The sequence below is a fragment of the Bradyrhizobium sp. Leo170 genome (assembly GCF_004296405.1).
Taxonomy (GTDB): Bacteria; Pseudomonadota; Alphaproteobacteria; order Rhizobiales; family Xanthobacteraceae; genus Bradyrhizobium.
On the sequence record NZ_PSRR01000116.1, the window covers coordinates 1 to 21,908 of the forward strand.

At 64.1% G+C, this 21,908-nt stretch carries 22 protein-coding genes and 1 tRNA gene; 16 read left to right on the forward strand and 7 right to left on the reverse strand.

Annotated elements, in window-relative coordinates:
- A partial coding sequence (locus CWO89_RS20180; protein WP_130580489.1) for a 2-dehydropantoate 2-reductase occupies window positions 1-921 on the forward strand: 921 nt, incomplete at its 5' end.
- 60 nt (window positions 922-981) lie between these two features.
- Entirely contained in the window at window positions 982-1,200 is a 219-nt protein-coding gene (locus tag CWO89_RS20185; RefSeq protein WP_130580490.1) for a hypothetical protein, read from the forward strand.
- A 116-nt stretch (window positions 1,201-1,316) separates the two neighbouring features.
- Here CWO89_RS20185 and CWO89_RS20190 read toward each other — a convergent pair whose 3' ends face one another.
- Together CWO89_RS20190 and CWO89_RS20195 are read right to left on the reverse strand one after the other, a co-directional pair.
- Window positions 1,317-1,934 carry a hypothetical protein gene (locus CWO89_RS20190; protein ID WP_130580491.1) on the reverse strand — a complete coding sequence of 206 codons (618 nt, stop codon included), beginning with the start codon at window positions 1,932-1,934 and terminating at the stop codon, window positions 1,317-1,319.
- Between the two features lie 362 nt (window positions 1,935-2,296).
- Window positions 2,297-3,646: a globin-coupled sensor protein gene (locus tag CWO89_RS20195; protein ID WP_130580492.1), complete on the reverse strand. Its 1,350-nt coding sequence runs from the start codon at window positions 3,644-3,646 to the stop codon at window positions 2,297-2,299.
- A 299-nt stretch (window positions 3,647-3,945) separates the two neighbouring features.
- Between CWO89_RS20195 and CWO89_RS20200 the strand changes: the two genes are divergently transcribed.
- A tRNA-Arg gene (locus CWO89_RS20200) sits at window positions 3,946-4,022 on the forward strand.
- 80 nt (window positions 4,023-4,102) lie between these two features.
- Here CWO89_RS20200 and CWO89_RS20205 read toward each other — a convergent pair.
- The 4 genes from CWO89_RS20205 to CWO89_RS20220 are packed head-to-tail and all read right to left on the reverse strand — an operon-like array spanning window position 4,103 to window position 8,093.
- Window positions 4,103-5,314 (reverse strand): ABC transporter substrate-binding protein, encoded by a 1,212-nt coding sequence (locus CWO89_RS20205; protein WP_130580493.1) that lies wholly within the window; start codon window positions 5,312-5,314, stop codon window positions 4,103-4,105.
- A 57-nt stretch (window positions 5,315-5,371) separates the two neighbouring features.
- Complete coding sequence (locus CWO89_RS20210; protein ID WP_130580494.1) at window positions 5,372-5,695, reverse strand: 2Fe-2S iron-sulfur cluster-binding protein; 324 nt, start codon at window positions 5,693-5,695, stop codon at window positions 5,372-5,374.
- Between the two features lie 11 nt (window positions 5,696-5,706).
- Window positions 5,707-6,921: a cytochrome P450 gene (locus tag CWO89_RS20215; protein ID WP_130580495.1), complete on the reverse strand. Its 1,215-nt coding sequence runs from the start codon at window positions 6,919-6,921 to the stop codon at window positions 5,707-5,709.
- A 23-nt stretch (window positions 6,922-6,944) separates the two neighbouring features.
- Entirely contained in the window at window positions 6,945-8,093 is a 1,149-nt protein-coding gene (locus CWO89_RS20220) for an ABC transporter substrate-binding protein (RefSeq protein WP_130580496.1), read from the reverse strand.
- A 233-nt stretch (window positions 8,094-8,326) separates the two neighbouring features.
- Between CWO89_RS20220 and CWO89_RS20225 the strand changes: the two genes are divergently transcribed.
- The 6 genes from CWO89_RS20225 (at window position 8,327) to CWO89_RS20250 (ending at window position 15,423) form a co-directional block, all read left to right on the forward strand.
- Window positions 8,327-9,103 (forward strand): helix-turn-helix transcriptional regulator, encoded by a 777-nt coding sequence (locus tag CWO89_RS20225; protein ID WP_245476415.1) that lies wholly within the window; start codon window positions 8,327-8,329, stop codon window positions 9,101-9,103.
- 85 nt (window positions 9,104-9,188) lie between these two features.
- The gene (locus CWO89_RS20230; RefSeq protein WP_130580498.1) at window positions 9,189-10,355 is read left to right on the forward strand and encodes a cytochrome P450; all 1,167 of its coding nucleotides are present in this window, start codon (window positions 9,189-9,191) and stop codon (window positions 10,353-10,355) included.
- A gap of 199 nt (window positions 10,356-10,554) precedes the next feature.
- Window positions 10,555-10,782 carry a formate dehydrogenase gene (locus tag CWO89_RS20235; RefSeq protein ID WP_130580499.1) on the forward strand — a complete coding sequence of 76 codons (228 nt, stop codon included), beginning with the start codon at window positions 10,555-10,557 and terminating at the stop codon, window positions 10,780-10,782.
- Between the two features lie 11 nt (window positions 10,783-10,793).
- The gene (locus tag CWO89_RS20240; RefSeq protein ID WP_130580500.1) at window positions 10,794-13,748 is read left to right on the forward strand and encodes a formate dehydrogenase subunit alpha; all 2,955 of its coding nucleotides are present in this window, start codon (window positions 10,794-10,796) and stop codon (window positions 13,746-13,748) included.
- Window positions 13,749-13,760: 12 nt separating this feature from the next.
- Complete coding sequence (fdh3B, locus tag CWO89_RS20245) at window positions 13,761-14,363, forward strand: formate dehydrogenase FDH3 subunit beta (RefSeq protein ID WP_130580501.1); 603 nt, start codon at window positions 13,761-13,763, stop codon at window positions 14,361-14,363.
- 55 nt (window positions 14,364-14,418) lie between these two features.
- Entirely contained in the window at window positions 14,419-15,423 is a 1,005-nt protein-coding gene (locus CWO89_RS20250) for a formate dehydrogenase subunit gamma (protein WP_130580502.1), read from the forward strand.
- A gap of 4 nt (window positions 15,424-15,427) precedes the next feature.
- Here CWO89_RS20250 and CWO89_RS20255 read toward each other — a convergent pair whose 3' ends face one another.
- On the reverse strand, window positions 15,428-17,422 hold the full coding sequence (locus CWO89_RS20255) for a 4Fe-4S binding protein (protein WP_130580503.1): 1,995 nt from the start codon (window positions 17,420-17,422) through the stop codon (window positions 15,428-15,430).
- 173 nt (window positions 17,423-17,595) lie between these two features.
- Here CWO89_RS20255 and CWO89_RS20260 point away from each other — a divergent pair, with 173 nt between their 5' ends.
- From CWO89_RS20260 to CWO89_RS20285, 7 genes are all read left to right on the forward strand, one after another.
- Window positions 17,596-18,609, forward strand: coding sequence for a DUF6352 family protein (locus CWO89_RS20260; RefSeq protein WP_130580504.1), 1,014 nt, complete (start codon window positions 17,596-17,598; stop codon window positions 18,607-18,609).
- Window positions 18,606-19,082: a DUF3305 domain-containing protein gene (locus tag CWO89_RS20265; protein WP_130580505.1), complete on the forward strand. Its 477-nt coding sequence runs from the start codon at window positions 18,606-18,608 to the stop codon at window positions 19,080-19,082. The genes CWO89_RS20260 and CWO89_RS20265 overlap by 4 nt, the downstream gene beginning before the upstream one ends.
- A 20-nt stretch (window positions 19,083-19,102) precedes the next feature.
- On the forward strand, window positions 19,103-19,747 hold the full coding sequence (locus CWO89_RS20270) for a DUF3306 domain-containing protein (RefSeq protein ID WP_130580506.1): 645 nt from the start codon (window positions 19,103-19,105) through the stop codon (window positions 19,745-19,747).
- 37 nt (window positions 19,748-19,784) lie between these two features.
- Complete coding sequence (locus CWO89_RS20275; RefSeq protein ID WP_130580507.1) at window positions 19,785-20,396, forward strand: TorD/DmsD family molecular chaperone; 612 nt, start codon at window positions 19,785-19,787, stop codon at window positions 20,394-20,396.
- Window positions 20,397-20,471: 75 nt separating this feature from the next.
- Window positions 20,472-20,597, forward strand: a complete 126-nt coding sequence (locus CWO89_RS48875) for a hypothetical protein (RefSeq protein ID WP_282531786.1) — start codon at window positions 20,472-20,474, stop codon at window positions 20,595-20,597.
- 81 nt (window positions 20,598-20,678) lie between these two features.
- Window positions 20,679-20,885 (forward strand): hypothetical protein, encoded by a 207-nt coding sequence (locus tag CWO89_RS20280; RefSeq protein ID WP_130580508.1) that lies wholly within the window; start codon window positions 20,679-20,681, stop codon window positions 20,883-20,885.
- 205 nt (window positions 20,886-21,090) lie between these two features.
- Entirely contained in the window at window positions 21,091-21,861 is a 771-nt protein-coding gene (locus CWO89_RS20285; RefSeq protein ID WP_130580509.1) for an IclR family transcriptional regulator, read from the forward strand.
- The last annotated feature ends 47 nt before the right edge of the window (window positions 21,862-21,908 follow it).

Sequence of the window (21,908 nt, forward strand, 5' to 3'; positions counted from 1 at the left end):
CGCAAGGTGGCGCTGTTGGCGCGGCCGCGCGTGATCGATGAAATCAGGGGTAACGGGCTGCGGCTGACCGGCTTCGACGGGTCGGAGCAAAGGCTTGCCGCGAATGAAATCACGCTGTCGGACGATCCCTCGATTTTTGACGACGCCGGCACGGTGCTGGTCACGGTCAAGAGCGCGGATACCGCTGATATGGCCGACATCATCGCCGGCCACGCGCCTGAAGACGCTGATATCGTCAGCCTGCAGAACGGCGTCGGCAATGTCGGCCTGTTGCGCCAGCGTTTGCACGGGCGAAAGGTGCTGGGCGGGATGGTGCCGTTCAACGTGGTCGGGCTCGGCGAGGGCAGGTTTCACCGCTCGACATCAGGCGCGATCGTCGTCGAACGGGATGCGGCGGGCACGGCGCAACGATTATCGGTGCCGGGCCTTGCGATGCGCGCCACCGACAATATTGACCGCGTGCAGTGGGGCAAGCTGATCGTCAATCTCAACAACGCGCTGAATGCGCTCTCCGACGTCCCGCTGCGCCGGCAGCTCGCGCAGCGAAGCTGGCGAAAGCTGTTCGCCGACCAGATGGCGGAGGGGCTCGCGGTAATCAAGGCGGAAGGCATCAGGCCGGTGTCGCCGACGCCGATTCCGCCTGGGCTGATGCCGCCGCTGTTGCGGCTACCCGATACGATCTTCGGGGCACTGCTCGGGCGCACCATGAAGATCGATCCGGAGGCGCGCTCCTCGATGTGGGAAGATCTCAAGCGCGGGCGCCGCACCGAGATCGATTATCTGCAGGGCGTCATCACAGATATCGCCGACCGGCGCGGCCTGAAGGCGCCGCTGTCGCGGCGTATCGTCGAACTGGTCAAGCAGGCCGAGGCGGCGGGCAAGGGCTCGCCCGGGTTGACGGTCGAGCAGATCCGAGGCTGATGCCTTGAAACGGCGTCGGTCCCGCACGACTTTCAATGAGGACATGATGAAGGAGGATCGATGAGACGGATCGCCACCGCACTGTGGTGGGTTGTGACCCTGACTCTAGGTTCAGTCGCGGCCTCCCATGCCGCGCCGCCGACGGTCGTCCCATCCCCGGGCTATGACGCACGATTGCAGGAGAGCCGCGCGGCATCGCGGGCGCCGACCTTTGATCCGGTTGCGCCTGCCCGCAAGCCGGTTGCGCCGCACCGCGCCAAGCGGACCCATCCGCGCTAGTTAGGGCACGTCGTAGCCCGGGTGGAGCGAAACGCAACCCGGGATCTTTGCCTTAGGCGGGGGCGGCCCCGGGTTACGCTTTTCGCTTCACCCGGGCTACTACAATTCCGAATGGATCAGCTCCGCTGCTTCGCCTTGGCGGGCGGCGCCGGCGGCTGCGGGGCGAAAATCTTCTTGAACTCGTTCCAGCTCGCGGAGACCCGCGGCCAGTCGCAGGAAAACGAGTCCTTGGCGCATTTTGCGGCTCTGATGCGCTCGGCCCGCTTGACCGGGCTTGCCACCGGCACCGGCACCCGCACCGTCTCGGTCCGCAATGTCACCTTCTGGACGTCCGGCTGCGCGGGCGGTTGCATTGGCGGTTGCTGCGCTTGCGCTTCCTGCTGCTGCTTCAAGGCGAGCGCCGCGGTCATGCTCTCGCGGCGCTGCTTTTCCAGATAGCGTGCATATTCCTGGTCGATCTTCTTCTGCTCCTCCGGCGTCGGGTTGGGGCCGGAGATGTCGAATGAGCGGTCCTGCAGGAAGTCATAATAAGTGTAGCCGCCGCCGGGCTTGCGGCGGCCGGCGAATTTCGCGTTGCAGTCGCCAAGCTGCGAGGTCTTGTCTTCCTTGGTCTTCGCCTTCTCGGCGACGTCGGCGCATTCCTCGAAATCCCTCGGCGTGCCGCGCCACCATTGCGCGTCGACGCGCGCGGGCGCAAGCACGGCTGCACCGGCGGCGGCGGCAACACTGAGCATTAGCAAACGCGAGGCGATCACAGAGGCATTCCCAGCCAGATTCGGACGGGCGACAGAGTTGGGCGGATTGTCGTCATTTTGATGGCGCTTGTCACGGTGGAACCGTGCGTCCACAGGGTGTGGGCGAGGTCTCATAGCGCACCCGGTCACGCTTGGCTTCGATTAAAATTTTCAAGAAATTTCAAGGCGAAGGACGGCACGCAAGCTGGCCGCGGTCGTTGTCGCCGCGATTCACACAGTGGGCTTGGGTCCGGATGGAACCCACGCGACAGCGACGAGGATTTCGCTTACCTCGCCCGGCCGCCACCGTTTTCCGCCCCGCCCAGGATGCAGAACCACAGCGGCGTCTGCTCGGAACGTTCTCAGGCGGCCTTCACGGTCGCGAGGAATTTTGACACTTCATTGCGCAGCAGCTCCGACTGCCGCGACAATTCGCCCGCCGCATCGAGCACATTCGATGCGCTGCCGCCGCTCTCCTCGGCGGCATGCGTGACGTCCTCGATATTCTCAGACACGTCCCTGGTGCCGACGGCCGCCTGCTGGATGTTGCGCGAGATCTCGCTGGTGGCGGCGTCCTGCTGCTCGACGGCGGAGGCGATCGCGGTCGACACTTCGCCCATCGAGCGGATCACGGCGACGATATCGCCGATGGCGCTTGCCGACTCCGTGGTCGATTGCTGGATGTCGCCGATCTGCGCGGCGATGTCGGCGGTCGCCTTGGCGGTCTGCTCGGCGAGCGACTTGACCTCCTGCGCGACCACGGCAAAGCCGCGCCCGGCGTCGCCGGCGCGCGCCGCCTCGATGGTGGCGTTGAGCGCGAGCAAGTTGGTCTGGCCGGCAATGTCGGTGATGAGATGGACGAAGGTGCCGATCTGCTGCGCGGCGGCCGAGAGTTTCTGCATCTTGTCGCCGGCGGCATTGATTGCCGCAGTCGCCTCCGTCGCGATCCGGGCCGAATCGGTGACGCGCGCGCCGATCTCGCGGATCGAATTGGTGAGTTGCTCGACCGCGGCGGCGACCGCGTTGACATTCGTCGTTGCCTCGCGCGAGGCCACCGTGACCAGACCCGACTTCGCCGAGGTGCGATCGGTCGCGCCCTGCAGCGATTGCGCCGCCGCCTGCAGCTCGGCGGATGCGGAGGCGACAATGCCGACGACGCCGCCGATCGCGGTCTCGAAATCCGTCGCCAGCCGGTCCAGCATCTGGCGCCGGTCGCGGCGTTCGGCCTCGGTGTAGACGGCAAGCGCAATATCCATGTCGAGCAGCGCCGCGTTGACGATCGCGCGCTGCATCGCGGCCTGCTTCGCTGCGGAGCCGCGACTCAGCATGCGCACCGGCATGCGGATCGCGACCTCGCTCACGAGATCCGACAACAGCGCATTGTAGCCGCCGATATACCAGCTCGGCTCGAGCCCGAGCTTGTTGTGAATCTCGCCGATCCGCGTCACGGATGCTTCATAGTCGGCGTCAAAGCGTCCCTCCAGAATGATGGACCAGTGCTTTATCTGCATCTGCTTGGCATGCATCATGTGCTCGCGGCTGCGGAAGAAGCGCGCGGTCTGCGCGAAGCGGCTGACGTGATCGTAGAAGCGGTCAAGGATCCCGGGCAGCGCATCGATGACGAGGCTGCGCGCCTCGCGCAACAAGGCAGTGGTGTGATGGTCGATGCGATGGAAGGCGAGACGGGTGGCAAAGCTGCCGGCGCTATTCACAGAGTGCTCCGGATGTGGAAGGAGTGAGGTGGGGACGGCCGAAAGCGGCCGCTCCGGATTCTTGCGCGATTCGAGCCAGATGACCTTGATCTGGCTCAAGCAAAGCAGGTCAGCCGGTTAACTTGTTGTTCACATCTGGCGCGCGCGTATTCGCGGAAGCGGTCGTTCGATCAGGTGCGGGCAGCGCGCCGGAACCCTCTCTCACGCGATCAGCCGCGAGCGGCGCCGACCGCCGCGGAGTCTGGCGATCGGACTTTCAGTCTGCTATGAGGTGCCGAAGCTCCGAGAGAGGGGTTCGCGGTCCCGTAGCTCAGCCGGATAGAGCGGCGGTTTCCTAAACCGTAGGTCGGAAGTTCGAGTCTTCCCGGGATCGCCATTCTTTCGGACGCAGGAAACCCGATAAAGACGGGCAGTTCTTGACGTACTGCATCCGTTCCGCCGGTTTCAGGACCTCTCCTACTTCACCAGCGAACAGCCGCCGTCCGCCATCGGCCGGAATGCCTCTTCGGCCGGGATGGTCGCGATCAGTTTGTAGTAGTCGTAGGGGTATTTGGACTGCTCGGGCTTCTTGATCTCGAACAGATAGAGCGGGTGAATGACCCGGCCGTCCTGGCGGATGGCGACGTCGCCGAAAAGCTTGTCTTTGCCTCTGAGCTTCTTCATTTGGGGCACGACCTGTTTGGCATCGTCGCTTGCCGTTGCGGCGACCGCGTTGAGATAGGCCAGAGTTGAGGCGTAGACGCCGGCCTGGTTGCCGCTGGGCATCTTGCCGTTCATGCCCGGTCGCGCGGCGAATCGCTTGGCGAAGGCGCGGGTATCGTCGTCCATGTCCCAGTAGAAGGCTTCCAGGAGCTGAAGTCCCTGCGCGACCTTCAGTCCCATGCCGTGCACGTCATTGATGAACAGCAGGAACGCGACCAGTGTCTGGCCGCCTTCCTGGATGCCAAACTCGGCAGCCTGCTTGACCGCGTTGATGGTGTCGCCGCCGGCATTGGCGAGCCCGATAACCTTGGCCTTGGAGTTCTGGGCCTGCAGCAGGAACGACGCGAAGTCCGAGGTGCCGAGCGGATGCTTGCTCGATCCCAGCACCTTGCCGCCGTGCTTTTCGATGTAGCTGGTCGCTTCCGCCTCGATGCCTTGCCCTAGCGCATAGTTCACCGTGACGAAGTACCAGTCTTTGCCGCCGCGCTGCATCATGGCCGCCGCCGTGGTGTTGCCGGTGGCCCAGGCGTCGTTGACCCACTGAATGGTGTTGGGCGAGCAGGCCTTGCCGGTCAGGTCAGAGCTTGCCGTCGAGGACGCCAGGAAGGTCATTCGCGTGCCGCGAAGCAGCGAATTGATGGTGAGGCCGACGGCCGAATTCGGGACGTCGACGATCGCGTCGACCCCGTCGACGTCGAGCCATTTGCGCGCGATCGCGGACCCGACATCCGCCTTGTTCTGATGATCGGCATAGACGATCTCGACCTTGATGTTCTTGCCCCCGCCGGCGAAATCCTCCGCCGCCATCCGCGCAGCTTCCACCGAGCCCATGCCATTGGTGTCCTGGAAGATGCCGGAGATGTCATTGAGCACGCCGATGCGCACGATGCTGTCGGAGATCTCGGCGCTCGCTGCGCTCGCCGTCAGGTTTCCGAGTAGCACAAGGGTCCAGCCCAACCGCTTCATCATCCTCTCCCCGGTCATGTCTTCGCGCAGCGATCTCTTCGCGCAGCCGATCGTTGCTCAGACCTGCCGTTCCGGCAGGCGCAGCACCAGCCCGTCGAGTTCGAGCGTCATCCTGATCTGGCAGGACAGACGGCTGCTCGGCAGGCGGTCGCAGGCTGTGCCGTCGAGCAGGGCGTCTTCCTCGTCGCCCATCGCGGGGAGGCGCGCAAGCCAGCCATCGTCGACATAGACATGGCAGGTGGCGCACATGGCATTGCCGCCGCATTCGGCCAGGATGCCATCCAATCCGTGACGGGTTGCGGCCTGCATGGCGCTCTCGCCGTCGCTGATCTCGACCCGATCGCTTCGGCCGTTGGGATGAATGAAGGTAATCGCAGTCATCGCGCCTCTCGTCAGGCCGGAGTGATGGTAACGGGCAGGCTGTCAAGCCCGCGCAGCGTGTTGTTGAAGCGGCGCTTCGGCTCCCCCATGATCTCGATTTTGGCGACGCGGCGAGCCAAGGCCGACAGCATCACCTCGCCTTCGAGGCGGGCCACGAGCTGGCCGACGCACATGTGAATGCCCGAGCCGAAGCCGACATGGCCGCTGGTGCGTCGGTTGATGTCGTAGCTGTCAGGCTGGTCCCAACGCCTCGGATCGCGGTTGGCCGCGCCGAGGAACATCAGGACCTTCTCGCCCTCGCCGACCGGCGCGCCGCCGAGTTCGACCTCTCTCGTGGTCGTGCGGAAGAAGGTCTGGACCGGGCTTTCGAAGCGCACCGCTTCCTCGAAGGCGTTGCGCGCCAGTGTCGGATTATCGCGCAGCAATTGCCATTGATCCGGAAAGCGGGCCAAGCAATAGATCGCCGCACCGAGGCCGTTGACGGTCGTATCGAGGCCGGCCGACAGCAGCGAGCGCACCAGGAGCGGCGCCTCGGCGGCGGTGATCTCGCCTTCGTCGACGCGCGCGTGGATGCAGGCGCCAAAGCCGCTGGGTGCGAGGTTTTCGCGCTGGCATTGCTCGGCGATGTAGGCCTGGTGCGGCGCCGAACGTTCGATCGCCTCCTGCCGCAACTGGTTCGGCGGACCGAACGCGTTGAACACCAGGCTGGCATAGGGGAGCAGATGCTCGCGGCCCTCGGCCTTCAGTCCGAGCGCATCCGGGAAGACCGAGAGCGGATAGGCTTCCGCAAGATCCTCGATCGCATCGAAACTGCGCTTGTCCAATAGCGCGTCGACCCTCGCTTCGGCGGCAGCAGTGAAGCCGTCGCGCACTTGCTTCATGACGCTAGGGGACAGCACGCGGCTGAGCACGGCGCGCATCCGGGTATGGGCGGGCGGATCGGCTTCGAGAATCAGGCTCGGCGGCCGCCATGGCTTCTCCTTCTTGAAATCCCTCAGGCCGACGCCGCGGCTGGAGCAGAAGGTCGCAGGATCGTTCAGCATCGCATGGACTTCGGCGTAGCGTGCAACGCCATAGACGTTCCACCTATCGAGATAGATGAGCGGCCCCGCCTCCCGCAGGACCTCATGGGTCGGGAAAGGATCAGCGAAGAACTCGATCGCAAAGGGATCAACGTCCAGATGCGGAACGGTGCTGGTCGTGGAAGAGGAGCCGAGTGTGCTCATTCAAGTCCTCCCTCTTGCTTGCCCTATCGCACCAGCCGGAATTTTCCACCATCCACTTTGATGAGAAAGGCGGAACGCTCGTCGTAGCCATTGTGGTCGGTCGGACTCATGGTGGACAGCCCGTTGTTCAAATAGACGTCCTTGCCACGCTCAAGCTCGTCGCGCAGCGCCGCCCGGAATTCCGGCGTACCCGGCTTGGCGGTCTTCAAGGCGCTTGCCGCCGCCCTCTTGAACAGCGCGACGGCATCCCACAAATGCGCGGCGAAGATGTTCGGTTTCTGGCCATTCGCCCTCTCATAGGCAGAGACAAGCTCTTCTCGCGCCAGCCGGAACGGATCGTTCGCCGGCAGGTCCTCCGCGATGGTGAACGCTTCCCCGGTAAACACGGCGCCTTCGACATTGGCGCCGCCGAGCTTGATGAACTCTTCCGTCGCGACGCCGTGGGTCTGGAAAATCTTGCCGGCATAGCCCCGTTCGCGGAGGGCTTGTTGGGGCAATACGGCCGGCGTGCCCGCGGATGCGACGAACACCGCCTCCGGATTGGTCGCCATCACCTTCAAAGCCTGGCCCGTGACGCTGGTGTCGGCGCGCGCATAAACTTCATGCGTCGTCACCGTCAGGCCAAGCGTCGGAGCGAGCCGGCTGACCTCCTTGTAATAGCCTTCGCCATATCCATCCGAAACCCCGATATAGCCCAGCGTCTTGATGCCCGACTTCGCGATATGTTTGAGAATGGCCGCCGCCATCAGGTCATCGTTCGGCACGACCTTGAACGCCCATTTGCGGCGGTCGTCCATCGGCTGGACGATGGCCGTAGCAGCCGCCAGCGAGATGATCGGGGTTTTCGATTCCATGGCGATATCGAGCATCGGCATCGTCACGGGTGTCAGCGACGATCCGATCAGGATGTCGACGCCGTCCTGGATCACCAGGCGCCGGGCGTTCTGGACGCCCTTGGTGGTATCCGATTCATCGTCGAGCGGGATGTAGACGACTTTTTCGCCGCCGATCTCCTTCGGCAGTGCCGCAACCGTTCGCATCTGTGGTTGTCCGAGCGCCGAGCCCGGTCCGGACGCGGAGACAACGATCCCAACCTTGATGTCCGCATTCGCGTCCGAGGCGCAGAGAACCGCGGTCACGAAGATCCAAAGCCCGGCAAGGCCCAGCCTCATTGTAGTCCCTCCCGCAAGAATTCTTTTTTTAAGGCGCGCAGATACGCCAAGGACATCGGCCACACCAGCGCTTCGCAATTATCGCCTGTCTCGCGGTGTGCGTCTGTCCCCCTGATTGGTGACACATGTCGGCTCAAAAGGGGTGCGGGATGCCGCACGAGACCGCTTCAAACCTGCGGATGTAGCTGATAGGCTTGAAGAAAAATTCGGAGGGAGCGATGGGGACAGGAGCGATGGAACCGGGAGATTCGTCAGGCGTCCTTGCGCCGATGGTGCTTGCCATCGGTCGACCTTCGTTCTCGCAGGTTCTGATGGATACGGTTCGAGCCGTGGCCGGTGTCGGCCATTGCATGGTGTTTGCCTTCGAGACGGAGCGGACGGCGCGCTGCGCGCTGGGAATCGGGAACATCGACATCGGGCCGGACCTCGGCGCCGCGTATTCCGAACACTTTCATCTGGCCGATCCGAACCGGGAGACGATCCTGCACCAACGAGCGGCACCTCGCCCGATCGTCCTGCCGAGCTTTTCCCGCCGCATGTATAGCGACAGCTATCGGAAGATGTTTTTTGAGGATGCGGAGATCGTGGACAAGATCGCTGCCGCGATCTGGGTCGACAGCGCCTGCTTCTACGTGAACTTCTACCGGACCACGGAGCAAGGCCGGTTTACGCGCAACGAAGCCGCACGTCTCTGCAACATGGCGCCAGCCATCACCGCGATCGTGGCGCGTCACTGCCAGGAGGAGGTTGTCGCAGAGGCTCCGACAAAACTGCAGACGCTGTTTTCGACCCGCGAGCCGTTCCTCAAGCTGACCGGCCGGGAAAAGGACGTCTGCTTGCGGATCCTGTCGGGCTATGGATCCGAGGCGATCGCGGCGGATCTCGGGATCAGCCTGCACTCGACCTTCACCTATCGCAAGCGAGCCTACGAGAAGCTCGGCATCTCCTCGCAAAACGAACTGTTCAGCATTGCATTGCGCCTGATGGCGCTGCCCCGCTCCGCGCATTAGCCGGGAGTTCCTGTCCCCAACCAGCGGGACAGACGTCCCTCCGACTCCTCGGGTACCCTTTGAGGAATACCCGGAGGGCCAAACCGTGAGCACTGCGCCTCGTATCGATATCGACGTCGCGGCATTCTGGAGCGATCCCTATCCGATGCTTGCGAATTTGCGTCGGGATGCCCCGATCGCATTAGTGCCGCAGCTCGGCAGCACGCTGCTCTGCAGTCGCGAGGACATCTTCATCTCGGAAAAGCAGATCGACGTCTTCTCATCGCACCAGCCCGCAGGCCTGATGAACAGGCTGATGGGCCACAACATGATGCGCAAGGATGGCGACGCTCACCTCGAAGAGCGGAAGGCAATCTTTCCTGCCGTGTCTCCGAAGACCGTCAAATCTCACTGGACGGCGCAATTCCAGGCCCATGCCGACCGCATCATCGCCGAGCTCGAGCCCGCGGGTGCATGCGATTTCGTGCGCGACTTCGCGCTGCCGTTCTCGGCGGAGTGTTTGAAATCGATCACCGGGCTGACCAACATGCGCTTTCAGGACATGAACGCGTGGTCGCAGGGGATGATTGACGGCATCGCCAATTATATTGGAGACCCCGCCGTGGAGGCGCGCTGTCACGCTGCGACTTCGGGCATCGATGCGGCCATCGACGACATGCTGCCGGTGCTCAGCAAGAAGCCCGATCAAAGCCTGCTCGGCGTGATGCTCGCATCCGGCATGCCGATGGAGAGCGTGCGCGCCAACATCAAGCTTTCGATCAGCGGTGGTCAAAACGAACCGCGCGACGCGATCGCCGGTACCGCGTGGGCGCTGCTGACGCATCCCGATCAACTGAGATCGGTCATGGATGGCAAGATTCCCTGGATGCAGGCATTCGAGGAATATGCCCGCTGGATCTCGCCGATCGGCATGTCGCCGCGCCGCATCGCCAAGCCGTGGAAAATCCGTGACGTTGCCTTTGAGCCCGAGGATCGGATGTTCCTGATGTTCGGCTCGGCCAACCGCGACGAAAAACATTTCGAACGCGCTGATGAGTTCGACCTTGGCCGCGACACCAGCAAAAGCATCGCGTTCGGCGCCGGCCCGCATTTTTGCGCCGGCGCCTGGGCCTCGCGCGCCATGGTCGCCGATGTTGCGCTTCCGGCTATCTTTGCCAGGCTGAAGAACCTCCGCATCGTCGAGAACGAGCCTGTGCGGATCGGCGGCTGGGCGTTTCGCGGGTTGCTCAATTTACCTATTGCATGGGGTTAGGCACCTCAAGAGATTCGCTTTCAACGGATAGCTACAGAGAACGGCACGTCCAGGTTTTTTCCGACTGGATGCGACCGGCTGTCGCGGTGCGCGGATGGTAACGCTTGCTGCACTGCGAGGTGATCGGTTCGCAATTGAAGTCCGGCATCGCGCGGAGTAGCGTAGCGAATAGCGAACCTGGTTTTGGGAGCGCGCCGCGATGAAGGAATATCCTGAGAAGGAAAACCCTGAGCGAAAAATTCCTCGGCGTGATTTGCTTCGCCTGACCATCGCGGGTAGCGGCGCGGCCGCCGTCGGCGCGCTGTTGTCACTGCCGGCAGCCACGCAATCGGTCGATATGAAGGACAAGCGCAGGGCGCGCTATCAGGCTGATTCCGCTGAGGTTCGAGACTTCTACCGCGTCAACAGCTACCCCGGCGCCCGCTAGAGGAGGCGTTCGTGCTGATCAGGAAGTCGGATCGTCGTCGAGGAAGTGCAAGGCCTGTTCTCGCGCAAGCGGACAGGCCAGGCGGCGGATTGGATCGCCGCACTTTTCTGCAGCGTTCGGGCATCGCTGCCGGTACGCTCGCGGCGCTCGGCGAGCTCGCGCTGAACGGCGTGCGCAAGGTGGAGGCCGGCCCGCCGCCGCCTGCGGGCGCGCCCGTTGAGACTCGCAAGAATATCTGCACCCACTGTTCGGTCGGCTGCTCTGTCATCGCCAAGGTCGCCAGTGGCGTCTGGATCGGGCAGGAGCCGGACTATGACAGCCCGATCAATCGTGGCTCGCATTGCTGCAAGGGTGCCGCGGTGCGCGATGACGTCCTGAGCGAGCGCCGCCTGCGTTATCCCGTGAAGCTCGTCAACGGCCAGTGGACGCGCGTCTCCTGGGAGACCGCGATCAACGAGATCGGCGACAAGCTCATGGAGATCCGCCAGAAGGCGGGCCCCGATTCAGTCTATTGGCTCGGCTCGGCCAAGTTCACCAACGAGGCCGCCTATCTCAACCGCAAGCTGGCGGCGTTCTGGGGCACCAACAATTCCGACCACCAGGCCCGCATCTGCCATTCGACGACCGTCACCGGCGTAGCCAATACCTGGGGCTACGGCGCGATGACCAACAGCTACAACGACATCCGCAACGCCCGGACCATCCTGTTGATGGGTGGCAATCCGGCCGAGGCGCATCCGGTCTCGTTGCAGCACATCCTCGAGGGCAAGGAGCTCAACCGCGCCAACATGATCGTGGTCGATCCAAGGATGACGCGGACCGCGGCGCATGCGACCGAATATGTCCGGGTGCGCCCGGGCACCCACATCGCCACCATCTACGGCATGCTGTGGCACATTTTCGAGAACGGCTGGGAGGACAAGGAATTCATCAGCCAGCGCGTCTACGGCGACGATGAAATCCGCAAGGCGGCGGCGAAGTGGAATCCGAAGGAGGTCGAGCGGGTCACCGGCCTGCCCGAGGCGCAGGTCAAGCATATCGCCGAACTGTTCGCCAAGCAGAAGCCGGCGACGCTGATCTGGGCGATGGGGCAGACCCAGTTCGCCACCGGCACCGCCAATGTCCGCGCCAGTTGCCTGTTGCTGCTTGCCACCGGCAATGTCGGCATGCCCGGCGCCGGCGCCAACATCTTCCGCGGCCACACCAACGTGCAGGGCGCGACCGATCTCGGCCTCGATGTGACGACGCTGCCGCTCTATTACGGCCTTGCCGAGGGAGCCTGGCGGCATTGGTGCCGGGTGTGGGAAGTCGATTACGACTGGATGAAGTCGCGCTTCCCGAGCAAGCAATTGATGGAAACACCGGGCATTCCGAGCACGCGCTGGTTCGACGCGACCTTGCTGCCAAAGGACCAGATCAGCCAGCCCAATCCGGTGCAGGCCATGTTCGTCATGGGGCATGGCGTCAACACCATCACCCGGATGCCGGAAGCGGTGCGCGGCATCGAGAAGCTCGAGCTCCTGGTGGTGTGCGATCCCTATCCGACTGCGTGGTCGGTGGTCTCCGAACGCAAGAACGGCACTTATCTGCTGCCGGCCTGCACGAGCTTCGAGATGGACGGCTCCCGCACCGCCTCCAACCGCTCGCTGCAATGGGGCGAGAAGATCGTCGAGCCGATCTTCGAATCCAAGAACGACTACGACACGATGTATATGCTTGCCGGCAAGCTCGGCTTTGCCGACCTGATGTTCAAGAACATCAAGGTCGAGAACGGCTCGGTGTCGGCGGAAGACATCCTGCGCGAGATCAACCGCGGCGGCTGGTCGACCGGCTATTGCGGGCAATCGCCGGAGCGGCTCAAGGCGCATATGAAGAATCAGGCCAAGTTCGACCTGGTGACGCTGCGGGCGCCGAAGGACGATCCGGAAGTCGGCGGCGACTATTACGGCCTGCCATGGCCGTGCTGGGGCACGCCAGAGTTCAGGCATCCGGGCTCGCCGATCCTCTACAACAACAATCTTTCGGTGAAGGACGGCGGCGGCAGCTTCCGCGCGCGGTTCGGCGTCGAGCGCGTCGTAAAACGCAAGGTGATGGAAAATGGGCAGGAGGTGGAGCGGGAGGATCATGACAATCTCCTCGCCGAGGGCTCCTATTCGGTTGGCTCCGACATCAAGGACGGCTATCCCGAATTCACCCTGGGCGTGCTGAAAAAGCTCGGCTGGGACAACGAGCTGACGCCGCAGGAAATGGAGATCATCCGGCGCGTCAATTCGGCCAACCCCGATACGGTGTCCTGGTCGCTCGATCTGTCCGGCGGCATCCAGCGGGTCGCGATCGAGCACGGCTGCTCACCGTACGGCAACGGCAAGGCGCGCATGATCGCCTGGAACCTGCCCGATCCGATACCAGTCTATCGGGAGCCGATCTACACGCCGCGTCCGGATCTGGTTGCCGACTATCCGACCTTGCCCGACGCCAAGCAGTTCCGCATGCCCAATATCGGCTTCTCGGTGCAGAAGGCCGCCGTCGACCGCGGCATCTCAAAGCAGTTCCCGCTGATCCTGAGCTCAGGCCGGCTGGTGGAATATGAAGGCGGCGGCGAGGAGACGCGCTCCAACAAGTGGCTCGCCGAGCTGAAGCAGTTCATGTACGTCGAGATCAACCCGGCCGACGCCGCCGAGCGCGGCATCAAGGACGGCGGCTGGGTGTGGGTGACCGGCGCCGAGAGTAATTCGCGGACCCGTGTCAAGGCGATGGTCACCGAGCGCGTCGGCAAGGGCGTCGCCTGGATGCCCTATCATTTCGCCGGCTGGTTCGAGGGCGCCGATCTCCGCAGCAAATATCCGAAAGGCGCCGATCCGATCGTGCTCGGCGAAAGCGTGAACACGCTGACGACCTATGGCTACGACCCTGCGACCGGCATGCAGGAGCCGAAGGCGACGCTTTGCCAGATCCGGGCCGCGTGAGAGGAACAGACGATGGCACGCATGAAATTCCTTTGCGACGCGGACCGCTGCATCGACTGCAACGCCTGCGTCACCGCGTGCAAGAACGAGAACGAGGTGCCCTGGGGCATCAACCGCCGCCGCGTCGTCACCATCAATGACGGCAAGCCCGGCGAGCGTTCGGTGTCGATGGCCTGCATGCACTGCACGGACGCGCCCTGCGCGGCGGTCTGTCCAGTGAACTGCATCTTCCCGACCGAGGACGGCGTCGTCCTGCACAACAAGGACCAGTGCATCGGTTGCGGCTATTGCTTCTACGCCTGCCCGTTCGGTGCGCCGCAATATCCGCAGGTCGGCAATTTCGGCACCCGCGGCAAGATGGACAAATGCACCTATTGCGCCGGCGGCGGCGGACCGGAGGCGCCGGGCAGCGCGGCGGAATTCGCCAAATACGGCTCGAACCGGTTCGGCGAGGGCAAATTGCCGCTGTGCGCGGAGATGTGCTCGACCAAGTCGCTGCTCGCCGGCGATGGCGACATCATCGCGCAGATTTACGGCGAGCGGGTGCGCAAGCGGGGCTATGGTTCCGGCGCCTGGGGCTGGACGACGGCCTATCACAACGACGTCGGGGTCTGAGCGGATAGGCTCATACGGCCTGCGATGAACGCGGGATGAGAACAGGGTAACGGTCATGACGTTTCTCGCACGCTTTCGTCTGGCGACCTTGGTCCTGGCGCTGCTTGCGGTCGCCGTGGCGGCGCCTGCGCTCGCGCAGAAGTTCGGTCCTGACGGCGCGCCCAACCCGACCGCGAGCGTCACCAGCCAACGCGAATTGCTGCAGCAGGTGCCGCGCATCACCGGCCGCATCGACATTCCCGACACCAAGGCCGGCGTGCTGATCCAGCCGGCGGGACGGACCTGGGACTATTTCCACCAGGTTCTGCTGCGCTGGGGCGGTGCGATTGTGATCCTCGGCACGGTGGCGTTGCTGGCGATCGCCTATCTGATCCTCGGGCGGCTCCCGATCTCAGCCGGGCGCTCGGGCCAGAAAGTGGTTCGCTTCAAGGCGTTCGAGCGCTTCGCGCACTGGCTGACGGCAGCGTCCTTCGTGATCCTCGGACTGACCGGGCTGAACATCACCTTCGGCAAGGCCGTGCTGCTGCCGCTCGTCGGGCCGGACACGTTCGCCGCCATCTCGCAGGCCGCCAAATACGTACACAACTTCACGAGCTTCGCGTTCGTGGCAGGCCTCGTCCTGATCTTGGTGATCTTCCTTAGGGACAATCTCCTGGAGAAGGTGGATATCGACTGGCTCAAGCAGGGCGGCGGCTTCATCAAGAACAGACACGCGCCGTCGGGGCGCTTCAATTTCGGCGAGAAAATGGTGTTCTGGCTGTCGATTGCGGCGGGCATTGCCGTGTCAGCCTCGGGATTCCTGCTGCTGTTTCCGTTTTATGGGACCGATATCCTCGGCATGCAGCTCGCGCAGGTGGTGCACGCCGTGACGGCCATCCTGTTCATCGCCCTGATCCTCGGCCACATCTATATCGGCACGGTCGGGATGGAGGGCGCGTTCGAGGCGATGGGCACCGGCGAGGTCGACCTCAATTGGGCCAAGGAACATCACGACCAGTGGCTCGCCAAAAAGCTGGCGGGCGAGGGGCGCGCCGAACCCACGGCGACGCCGGCGGAATAGCTGCTCATTTTCGGTCGCGATTGCCGCCGCGAGGCGGTTGCGCGTCGCGCTCGCGCAGATAGTCGTCGGTGGTGCGGACGGTCGGGCTCGCCACGCCGTAGGATTCAAAGCCCTGTTCGGCGACGAAGTTGACGCGGCAATCGTCGCACATCTTGATGACGTCGAGCTTGCGCGGCGAATCCTTATACATCCAGTGCTTGCCTTCGAGCTTGGCGACCACGCGCTCGATCGTGCTCTTGACGCCGAACGGCTTGCCGCAGCGGATGCACGAGAACGGCTCTTCCTCCTTGAGGATGCGGGCAGGGGCTCGTGCGGCGCCGAAATCCAGCCGCGGCACTAGCGTGATCACGTGCTCCGGACAGGTCGACTTGCACAGGCCGCACTGGACGCAGGCATCCTCCACGAAACGCAGCACCGGCCGTTCGGGATCGTCGCGCAACGCGCTGGTCGGGCAGGCCGAGACGCAGGACAGGCACAGGGTGCAGCCGGACGCATCGACTTCGACGGCGCCGAACGGTGCGCCCACGGGCAGCGCGATGATATCGACAGGCGCCGGCGCTGAGCGATGCAATTCGCCGAGCGCAAAACGCAGCACGTCGCGTTTCTTTCCCGTGGCCCGGAAACTCGCCGGGCGCGGCGCCGATGGTAATGACGGGATTGCGCGCAATGTCTCGAGCAGCGTGTCCGGATCGTCGGTCTCGACGGTGGCGATTCGGTCCGTGCCGAAGCCGAGCCCGGCCAGGATCGGATCGGCGGTTGCCATCGTCCGCGTCAGGCCCGCAACGTCATGGCGCGGTTTTGTCCGCAGCAGGAAGCGCATCGCGGACGCGCCATAGGCGAAGGCGGCGGCGATGCTCTCGAGCCCGATCTGCGTGACCTCGTTGACCGCGAATGGCAGCACGTTGGCCGGCAGTCCATCGCCGAACCGCGCCAGCGCATCGATCACCGGTGCGCCATGCGCATCGTCATGCACCAGCACGATCGGTTGTTCGCCGCCGGCTTCGCGGTAGGTGATCAGCAGCGCGCGCAATTTGCGCATCAGTGCGTCTTCCGGCGGCAGCGCGTAGGACGCGGCGCCGGTCGGGCAGGCCGCCGCGCATTGGCCGCAACCCGCGCAGATGTTCGGATCAATCGCGACATGATCGCCGGCCGGCGTGATTGCGCCTGCAGGGCAGAGATCGAGGCAGCGGGTGCAGCCGATGCGTCCCGAGCGCGAATGCGCACACAGCTTGGCGTCGAACGTGACATAGCGCGGCTTCTCGAAAGTGCCGACGAGATCGCGTGCCTTGAGCACGGCCTGCAGCATCGCCGCGGGGGAAGCGGGATCGGCGCGGAGATAGCCGTCGCGCAAATCCGCAGCCGGGAACAATGGCGCGCCGCCGGTCAGGTCGAGGATGATGTCGCAGTTCGATCGCGCATTGTTGCGGGAAGGGCCGAACAGCAGCGTGCTGCGCGAGGAGGGCGCAGCTTCCGCGAAATCGTCGACCGTGACCTCGAACGCGCCGAGATGGCCGCGTGCCGCGGTCACCTTTCCCTTCGCCACCGGGAATTCGTCATTGCGCGGCGGCGCGACGGCGGCGGGCGGTTCGATCAGAACAGTGACGTCGAGATGGTCCTTGAGCAGATTGCCGGCTTCGATCGCGGTCTCATCGCGGCCGCAGATCAGGATGACGCCGCCGCTTTCGAGCTCAACCGATGGCGCCGGCGGTGCAGTCTCGGCCGCCGCCGCAAGCAGCGCCGCCATTTTCGGTCCCGCGCGCGCGGTGTCATTGGACCAGCCGGCGGTCTCGCGGATATTGGCGAATTGTATGGATTGCGTGCGGCCGCTTTCCTCAGCCACATCGGAAAACAGTGCCGCTTCCTGGGTGCAGGCGACCGTGAGCGGGCCGTCTTCAGCGGCGATGGCTCGGAAGCGATCGAGTTCGACGCGGCAGAGCTGCGTTGCCGTCGTCATTTCATGATGGCAGCCGCGACGCATAGCATCGCCGTCGAGTGGCATCGTACCCTCGCACGAGCAGACCAGAACGCGTCTTGCAGAATCAGCCATTGCGGTCACGAACTCTTGTGGCTGTGCGGTACGCCCGGCAAAACTGGCCGGGAATTTGTGGAAAGTATATACTGGCTCTGCGGCAAAATACGATGCCGGTATGGCGGACTTGCAGGGAGCACCCGATGAGCGCGCCGCGTGATTTCTGGCTCGCTTGCGGCCATCATCTGCTCGACCGCGACGAGAACGGCCGGCTGCTGGTTACCGACGACTTCCTGAAGGTCTATCTGGCGCGGCCCGAGCTGATGCCCCCACCGGAAGCCTGCGCGGCGGAGCAGGAGCTGCATCGCGCGCTGCTGCGTCACCCGCGGCGGCCGGTCGCGGCCAGGCAGATCGAGGCGATCGCCGATGGGGACGCGCGCGAGAACTGGCGGACGATGATCGCCTGGCGCGATCACCTGGTGAAGCACGGGAGCCTCGAGGCCGCTTATCTTGCGATCGTCAGGCGCAACATTGCCTTTCCCGAGGTCCTCGTCGGTCAGTTGGTGCAGGTCATCCTGCGCAACGCGCTGGATGATTGCCGCGATGCTTTCGTGCTGCGCGCCGCCGAGATGTTTTTCCGCTCGCAGAAGCTCATGATCGAAGGGGCCTCGGTCCTCGCCGTCGACGAGGAACGGGGCTCCGCAACCGGCCGGCATTCGGCGTCGCCGCTGATGGCGCTGCTCGGGTTGCCTGACGCCACCGAGGTCGACGTGCTGAACGAGTCCACGGCGGGCGGCTATTGGGAGCGCAGCGACCGGTTCGACATGGCGCTCGATCTGGCCGCCGGCGGGCGCGGTCTGGCCGCGCTTAGCGATGTCATTGGCCGATGGCTTCTGCACCTGCTGGCGATCGAGGTCGAAGTCGAGCCGGTGGCGGAACTGCGCGAGGCGTCATGGAACTGGTATGTCGGGCTGAGCTCCGATGCCACGCGCATCGGCGACGCGATCTGGCATGGCGATGATCTCGATGACGGCTCGCGCGCCCAGTTGATCGGGCTGTTCCGGCTGACGTTCCGCGATCCCACCTGTATGATCGAAAAGGTCAGGGGCGAGCCGGTCCATCTGCTGCTCGCCATGACCACCGACGGGGTGTTGCGGTTGAAGCCGCAAAACCTCATCACCGGCTTGCCGATTGCGAATGCGGAGGCAGTCAATTGATATCGACGGCGCTGGAGCGCATTTCCGTGGGAGTTGTGGTCGAGCGGCGCAAGGGCAGGAGTGCCTGGGCCGACTTCCTGTGGCGGCCGATTTCGGTTTTGGCCGGAAACCCGTCGGCCGACCCATGGACGCCGCTCGATAGGCAAGGAGAGGTGACGTTATTCTATGCTGGCGAGGCGGTGATCGAACTGCACCGCACCGAGACCGCCAATTATCGCGACAATCTCGCATCGGGCTCGCCCGCACTATGGGTCAACCTGCGCCCGACCGGCTCCGAGCCGCCTTACGAACTGCTCGCGGTCACCGCTGATCCGGCCGAAGGCGAGGCGTTCACCGACGCCGGCAGCAATCTGGTCGACGCGGTGCCGATGCCCGCCAGTATCGTTCAAATCGTTGAGCAATTTGTTGCCGCGCATCATGTCGAGCGCCCCTTCATCAAGCGGCAGCGCGATCGGCAGGGGCCGCCAACGTAGGATATGAGAGAGAACCGACCGTGGCTGAAGAGCACAATGTTTTCCTTCGCTGGGCGCGGTTGAAGCAGGCCGCGAAAGAGCGCCAGGATGCGGAGGCTTCTCCGACCGACAGTGAAGAAGCGGCCGCGTTGCCTGCGGCCGACGCGGCGAGCGATGAGCCGTTGGACCTCGCCAGCCTGCCGTCAATCGAATCGATCGCCGCCAATACCGATATTACCGCGTTCCTGCGCGCCGGCGTTCCGGCCGAATTGGCCCGCGCGGCGTTGCGCCGGGCCTGGACCAGCGATCCCGCCATTCGCGACTTCATCGGCATCGCGGAGAACCAGTGGGACTTCAACGATCCGAGCGCAATTCCGGGGTTCGGCCCGCTCGATCCAACGAAAAACGCCGCCGATGTTCTCGCGCAGGTCTCGCGGCGGCTGGAGCAGATTCCGGATGCGCTCACGGACATGACGTCGCCGGCCAATCCGGTTCGGCCTGGGACGGTTGATTCCGGCGAGCCCGTTCTCGATCCGCCGCCGGCGACCGACGAGCCGTCGCTGGCAGACGCTGCCGCACAGTCGAATCAAATACGGGACATGGGCGCGCAGGGCGAGCAAGCGCCTGTCGAGGAAGCGCAGGATTCTCCCCGAAAGCGGCGTCATGGCAGCGCATTGCCGCGATAGCGATTGACAAGGCGGGATGTCTTTTTTGGATCGAACCATGACGGATTCAATTTCAAAGGGCGCTGCTGGGCGCGTCGTCGATGAGATCGACCGCGCCCGGGCGCAGGAATATGCGCTACTGGCGACCCTACTGACCCGCAGCCCGGACGCCGAGCTTCTTTCCCGTCTCACCGGCCTGCGCGGCGATGCCAGCCCGATCGGAATAGTGCATATCGCGCTGGCCGAAGCGGCGCGGCGGACCGATCAAGAGGGCGCGTCGCGCGAGTTCTTTGCGCTGTTTGCTGGGTTGGGGGAGGGCGCGCTGCTGCCCTATGCGTCGCATTATCTCGCCGAGACGTTATATGGGCGGCCGCTCGTCCGGGTGCGGGAAACGCTTGATGGTCTCGGCATCGAAAAGACACCGGAGTGGACCGATCCGGAGGATCACGCCGGATTCCTCTGCGAGATCATGGCGGGTTTGGCTGGCGGCAGCATCGCCGCGCCCGACGGCGCCGACCGCGACTTCTTCGAGCGGCATCTTTTGCCCTGGATCAGGCGCTTCTTCCACGACCTGGAACGGGCAAAGTCGGCCGATTTCTATGCATCGGTTGGCGCGCTCGGGCGCACCTTCATCGACATCGAAGCCGAGGCGTTCGCACTTTCCGCCTGAACGCCGCTTTTGCCCGCGGCGCGACTCATCCGCTGCAGAACTGTGGTACAAAATGACGTGAAGAGGAGAAACACGATGCGCGCGTTCGTCCTGGCCTGCCTGTTCGCCGTCGTCGTCGCAGTTGGAGCGGCGGTGATTCTCGACAATTTCGTGCAGGAATCGGCGACGACAGCCTTCGCGTTGCCGAGCGCCAGGGTTTAGCAGCGATGATCCGCAATCGGCGCGGGTCTCGAACCCCAGGCTGATAGCGCAGACTCATTTGAGTGGAGAGGGAGATACCCTATGATCCGCTCAATGATTTCAGTTATCGCCATTGCCGTCGTGATTGTTATTGGAACCTTGCTGTGGCGGCCGCATTCGCGTTCGATTGAATTGACCGCTATGGCCATGCCGCCGCTGGCGCAGCTGCATGCGATGGCTGGCGTCGAGAAATTGCCCGCTCAGGACATCGACGATCAATCGTTGGTCTATCCGACACCGACGAAATAGATCGTTCGTCGCCGGAATCCCCGAGCACATCCAGTTGGCGTCCACCGCGGATCGTTGAGGCAATTCACAGCCGTGGAGGTTGTCCACGTGGGCCAACCCGCGCAGATAACTTTTCGTCGCGCGGGTGATCAGGTACATCCAGGCTTCGTTCCCTTGCCGCCTGCGGCGGGGAGATGATGTGCTGGCATGTCCCAAGGCTTCACGGATGAAGAAGGCAAAGAATGTGCAACCGGGCGCTCCCGCCCTTGAAAAGGGGCTGGATCTTCTGGAAGCGCTGTCGGCTGAGGCGCGCGGTCTCAGCCAGAAGCAGTTGGCCGAGCGGGTCGGCCGTTCCGTCGGCGAGATCTTCCGCATGCTGGTGGCGCTGGAGCGTCGCGGCTATGTCACGCGCGATCCGGCGACGGGGGAATACACGCTGACCCTGCAACTGTTCCGGATCGCCTCGCAATTCCCGCCGACCGAGCGGTTACTGCAGGCCGCGCTACCCGTGATGGAGCAGCTCGCCGGCCGCGTGCGGTTGTCCTGCCATCTCACCGTGCTGCACGGCGAGCAGTTCATGGTGATCGCGCGGATCGAGCCGGAATGGCTGATGGGCTGGTCGGTCAAGGTCGGCGCCGTGTTTCCGCTGACCCAGCAATATGCGTCGGCTAAGGTGCTGGCGGCGTTCCAGCTCGAGGGCCGGCGCCAGGAGCTCGCGGAGGTCATCGCCGCCAATGATCGCATCAGCGGCAAGAAGGCGCTCGCGGCGCTGGATCGAATCTCGGAGGAGGGCGGCAACTTCTCCAACGACGACGGCTATACGCGTATCCTCGCCTATAGCTGCCCGATCGTCGAAGCGTCAGGCCGCGCGGTCGCTGCGCTGACCGTGCCGCTGGTGCGGGAGGGCCGCATCTCCGCCGGCGAAGCCGCCACCATCGCCACCGAGTTGCGCGCCGCCGCGAAGATCGTGTCGGAGAAGATCGGCGGCGTGCCGTAGAAGTAGCAGCCACAATGGAGCTGCGCTCCCTCTCCCGCTCGCGGGGG

Excerpts from the sequence above, each read along its gene's own strand:
- CWO89_RS20185 (WP_130580490.1), top strand. The coding sequence starts at position 982 with ATGAGACGGATCGCCACCGCACTGTGGTGGGTTGTGACCCTGACTCTA.
- CWO89_RS20190 (WP_130580491.1), bottom strand. The coding sequence starts at position 1,934 with ATGCTCAGTGTTGCCGCCGCCGCCGGTGCAGCCGTGCTTGCGCCCGCG.
- CWO89_RS20205 (WP_130580493.1), bottom strand. The coding sequence starts at position 5,314 with ATGAAGCGGTTGGGCTGGACCCTTGTGCTACTCGGAAACCTGACGGCG.
- CWO89_RS20210 (WP_130580494.1), bottom strand. The coding sequence starts at position 5,695 with ATGACTGCGATTACCTTCATTCATCCCAACGGCCGAAGCGATCGGGTC.
- CWO89_RS20215 (WP_130580495.1), bottom strand. The coding sequence starts at position 6,921 with ATGAGCACACTCGGCTCCTCTTCCACGACCAGCACCGTTCCGCATCTG.
- CWO89_RS20220 (WP_130580496.1), bottom strand. The coding sequence starts at position 8,093 with ATGAGGCTGGGCCTTGCCGGGCTTTGGATCTTCGTGACCGCGGTTCTC.
- CWO89_RS20225 (WP_245476415.1), top strand. The coding sequence starts at position 8,327 with ATGGAACCGGGAGATTCGTCAGGCGTCCTTGCGCCGATGGTGCTTGCC.
- CWO89_RS20235 (WP_130580499.1), top strand. The coding sequence starts at position 10,555 with ATGAAGGAATATCCTGAGAAGGAAAACCCTGAGCGAAAAATTCCTCGG.
- fdh3B (WP_130580501.1), top strand. The coding sequence starts at position 13,761 with ATGGCACGCATGAAATTCCTTTGCGACGCGGACCGCTGCATCGACTGC.
- CWO89_RS20250 (WP_130580502.1), top strand. The coding sequence starts at position 14,419 with ATGACGTTTCTCGCACGCTTTCGTCTGGCGACCTTGGTCCTGGCGCTG.
- CWO89_RS20255 (WP_130580503.1), bottom strand. The coding sequence starts at position 17,422 with ATGCCACTCGACGGCGATGCTATGCGTCGCGGCTGCCATCATGAAATG.
- CWO89_RS20260 (WP_130580504.1), top strand. The coding sequence starts at position 17,596 with ATGAGCGCGCCGCGTGATTTCTGGCTCGCTTGCGGCCATCATCTGCTC.
- CWO89_RS20275 (WP_130580507.1), top strand. The coding sequence starts at position 19,785 with ATGACGGATTCAATTTCAAAGGGCGCTGCTGGGCGCGTCGTCGATGAG.
- CWO89_RS48875 (WP_282531786.1), top strand. The coding sequence starts at position 20,472 with ATGCGCGCGTTCGTCCTGGCCTGCCTGTTCGCCGTCGTCGTCGCAGTT.
- CWO89_RS20280 (WP_130580508.1), top strand. The coding sequence starts at position 20,679 with ATGATCCGCTCAATGATTTCAGTTATCGCCATTGCCGTCGTGATTGTT.
- CWO89_RS20285 (WP_130580509.1), top strand. The coding sequence starts at position 21,091 with ATGAAGAAGGCAAAGAATGTGCAACCGGGCGCTCCCGCCCTTGAAAAG.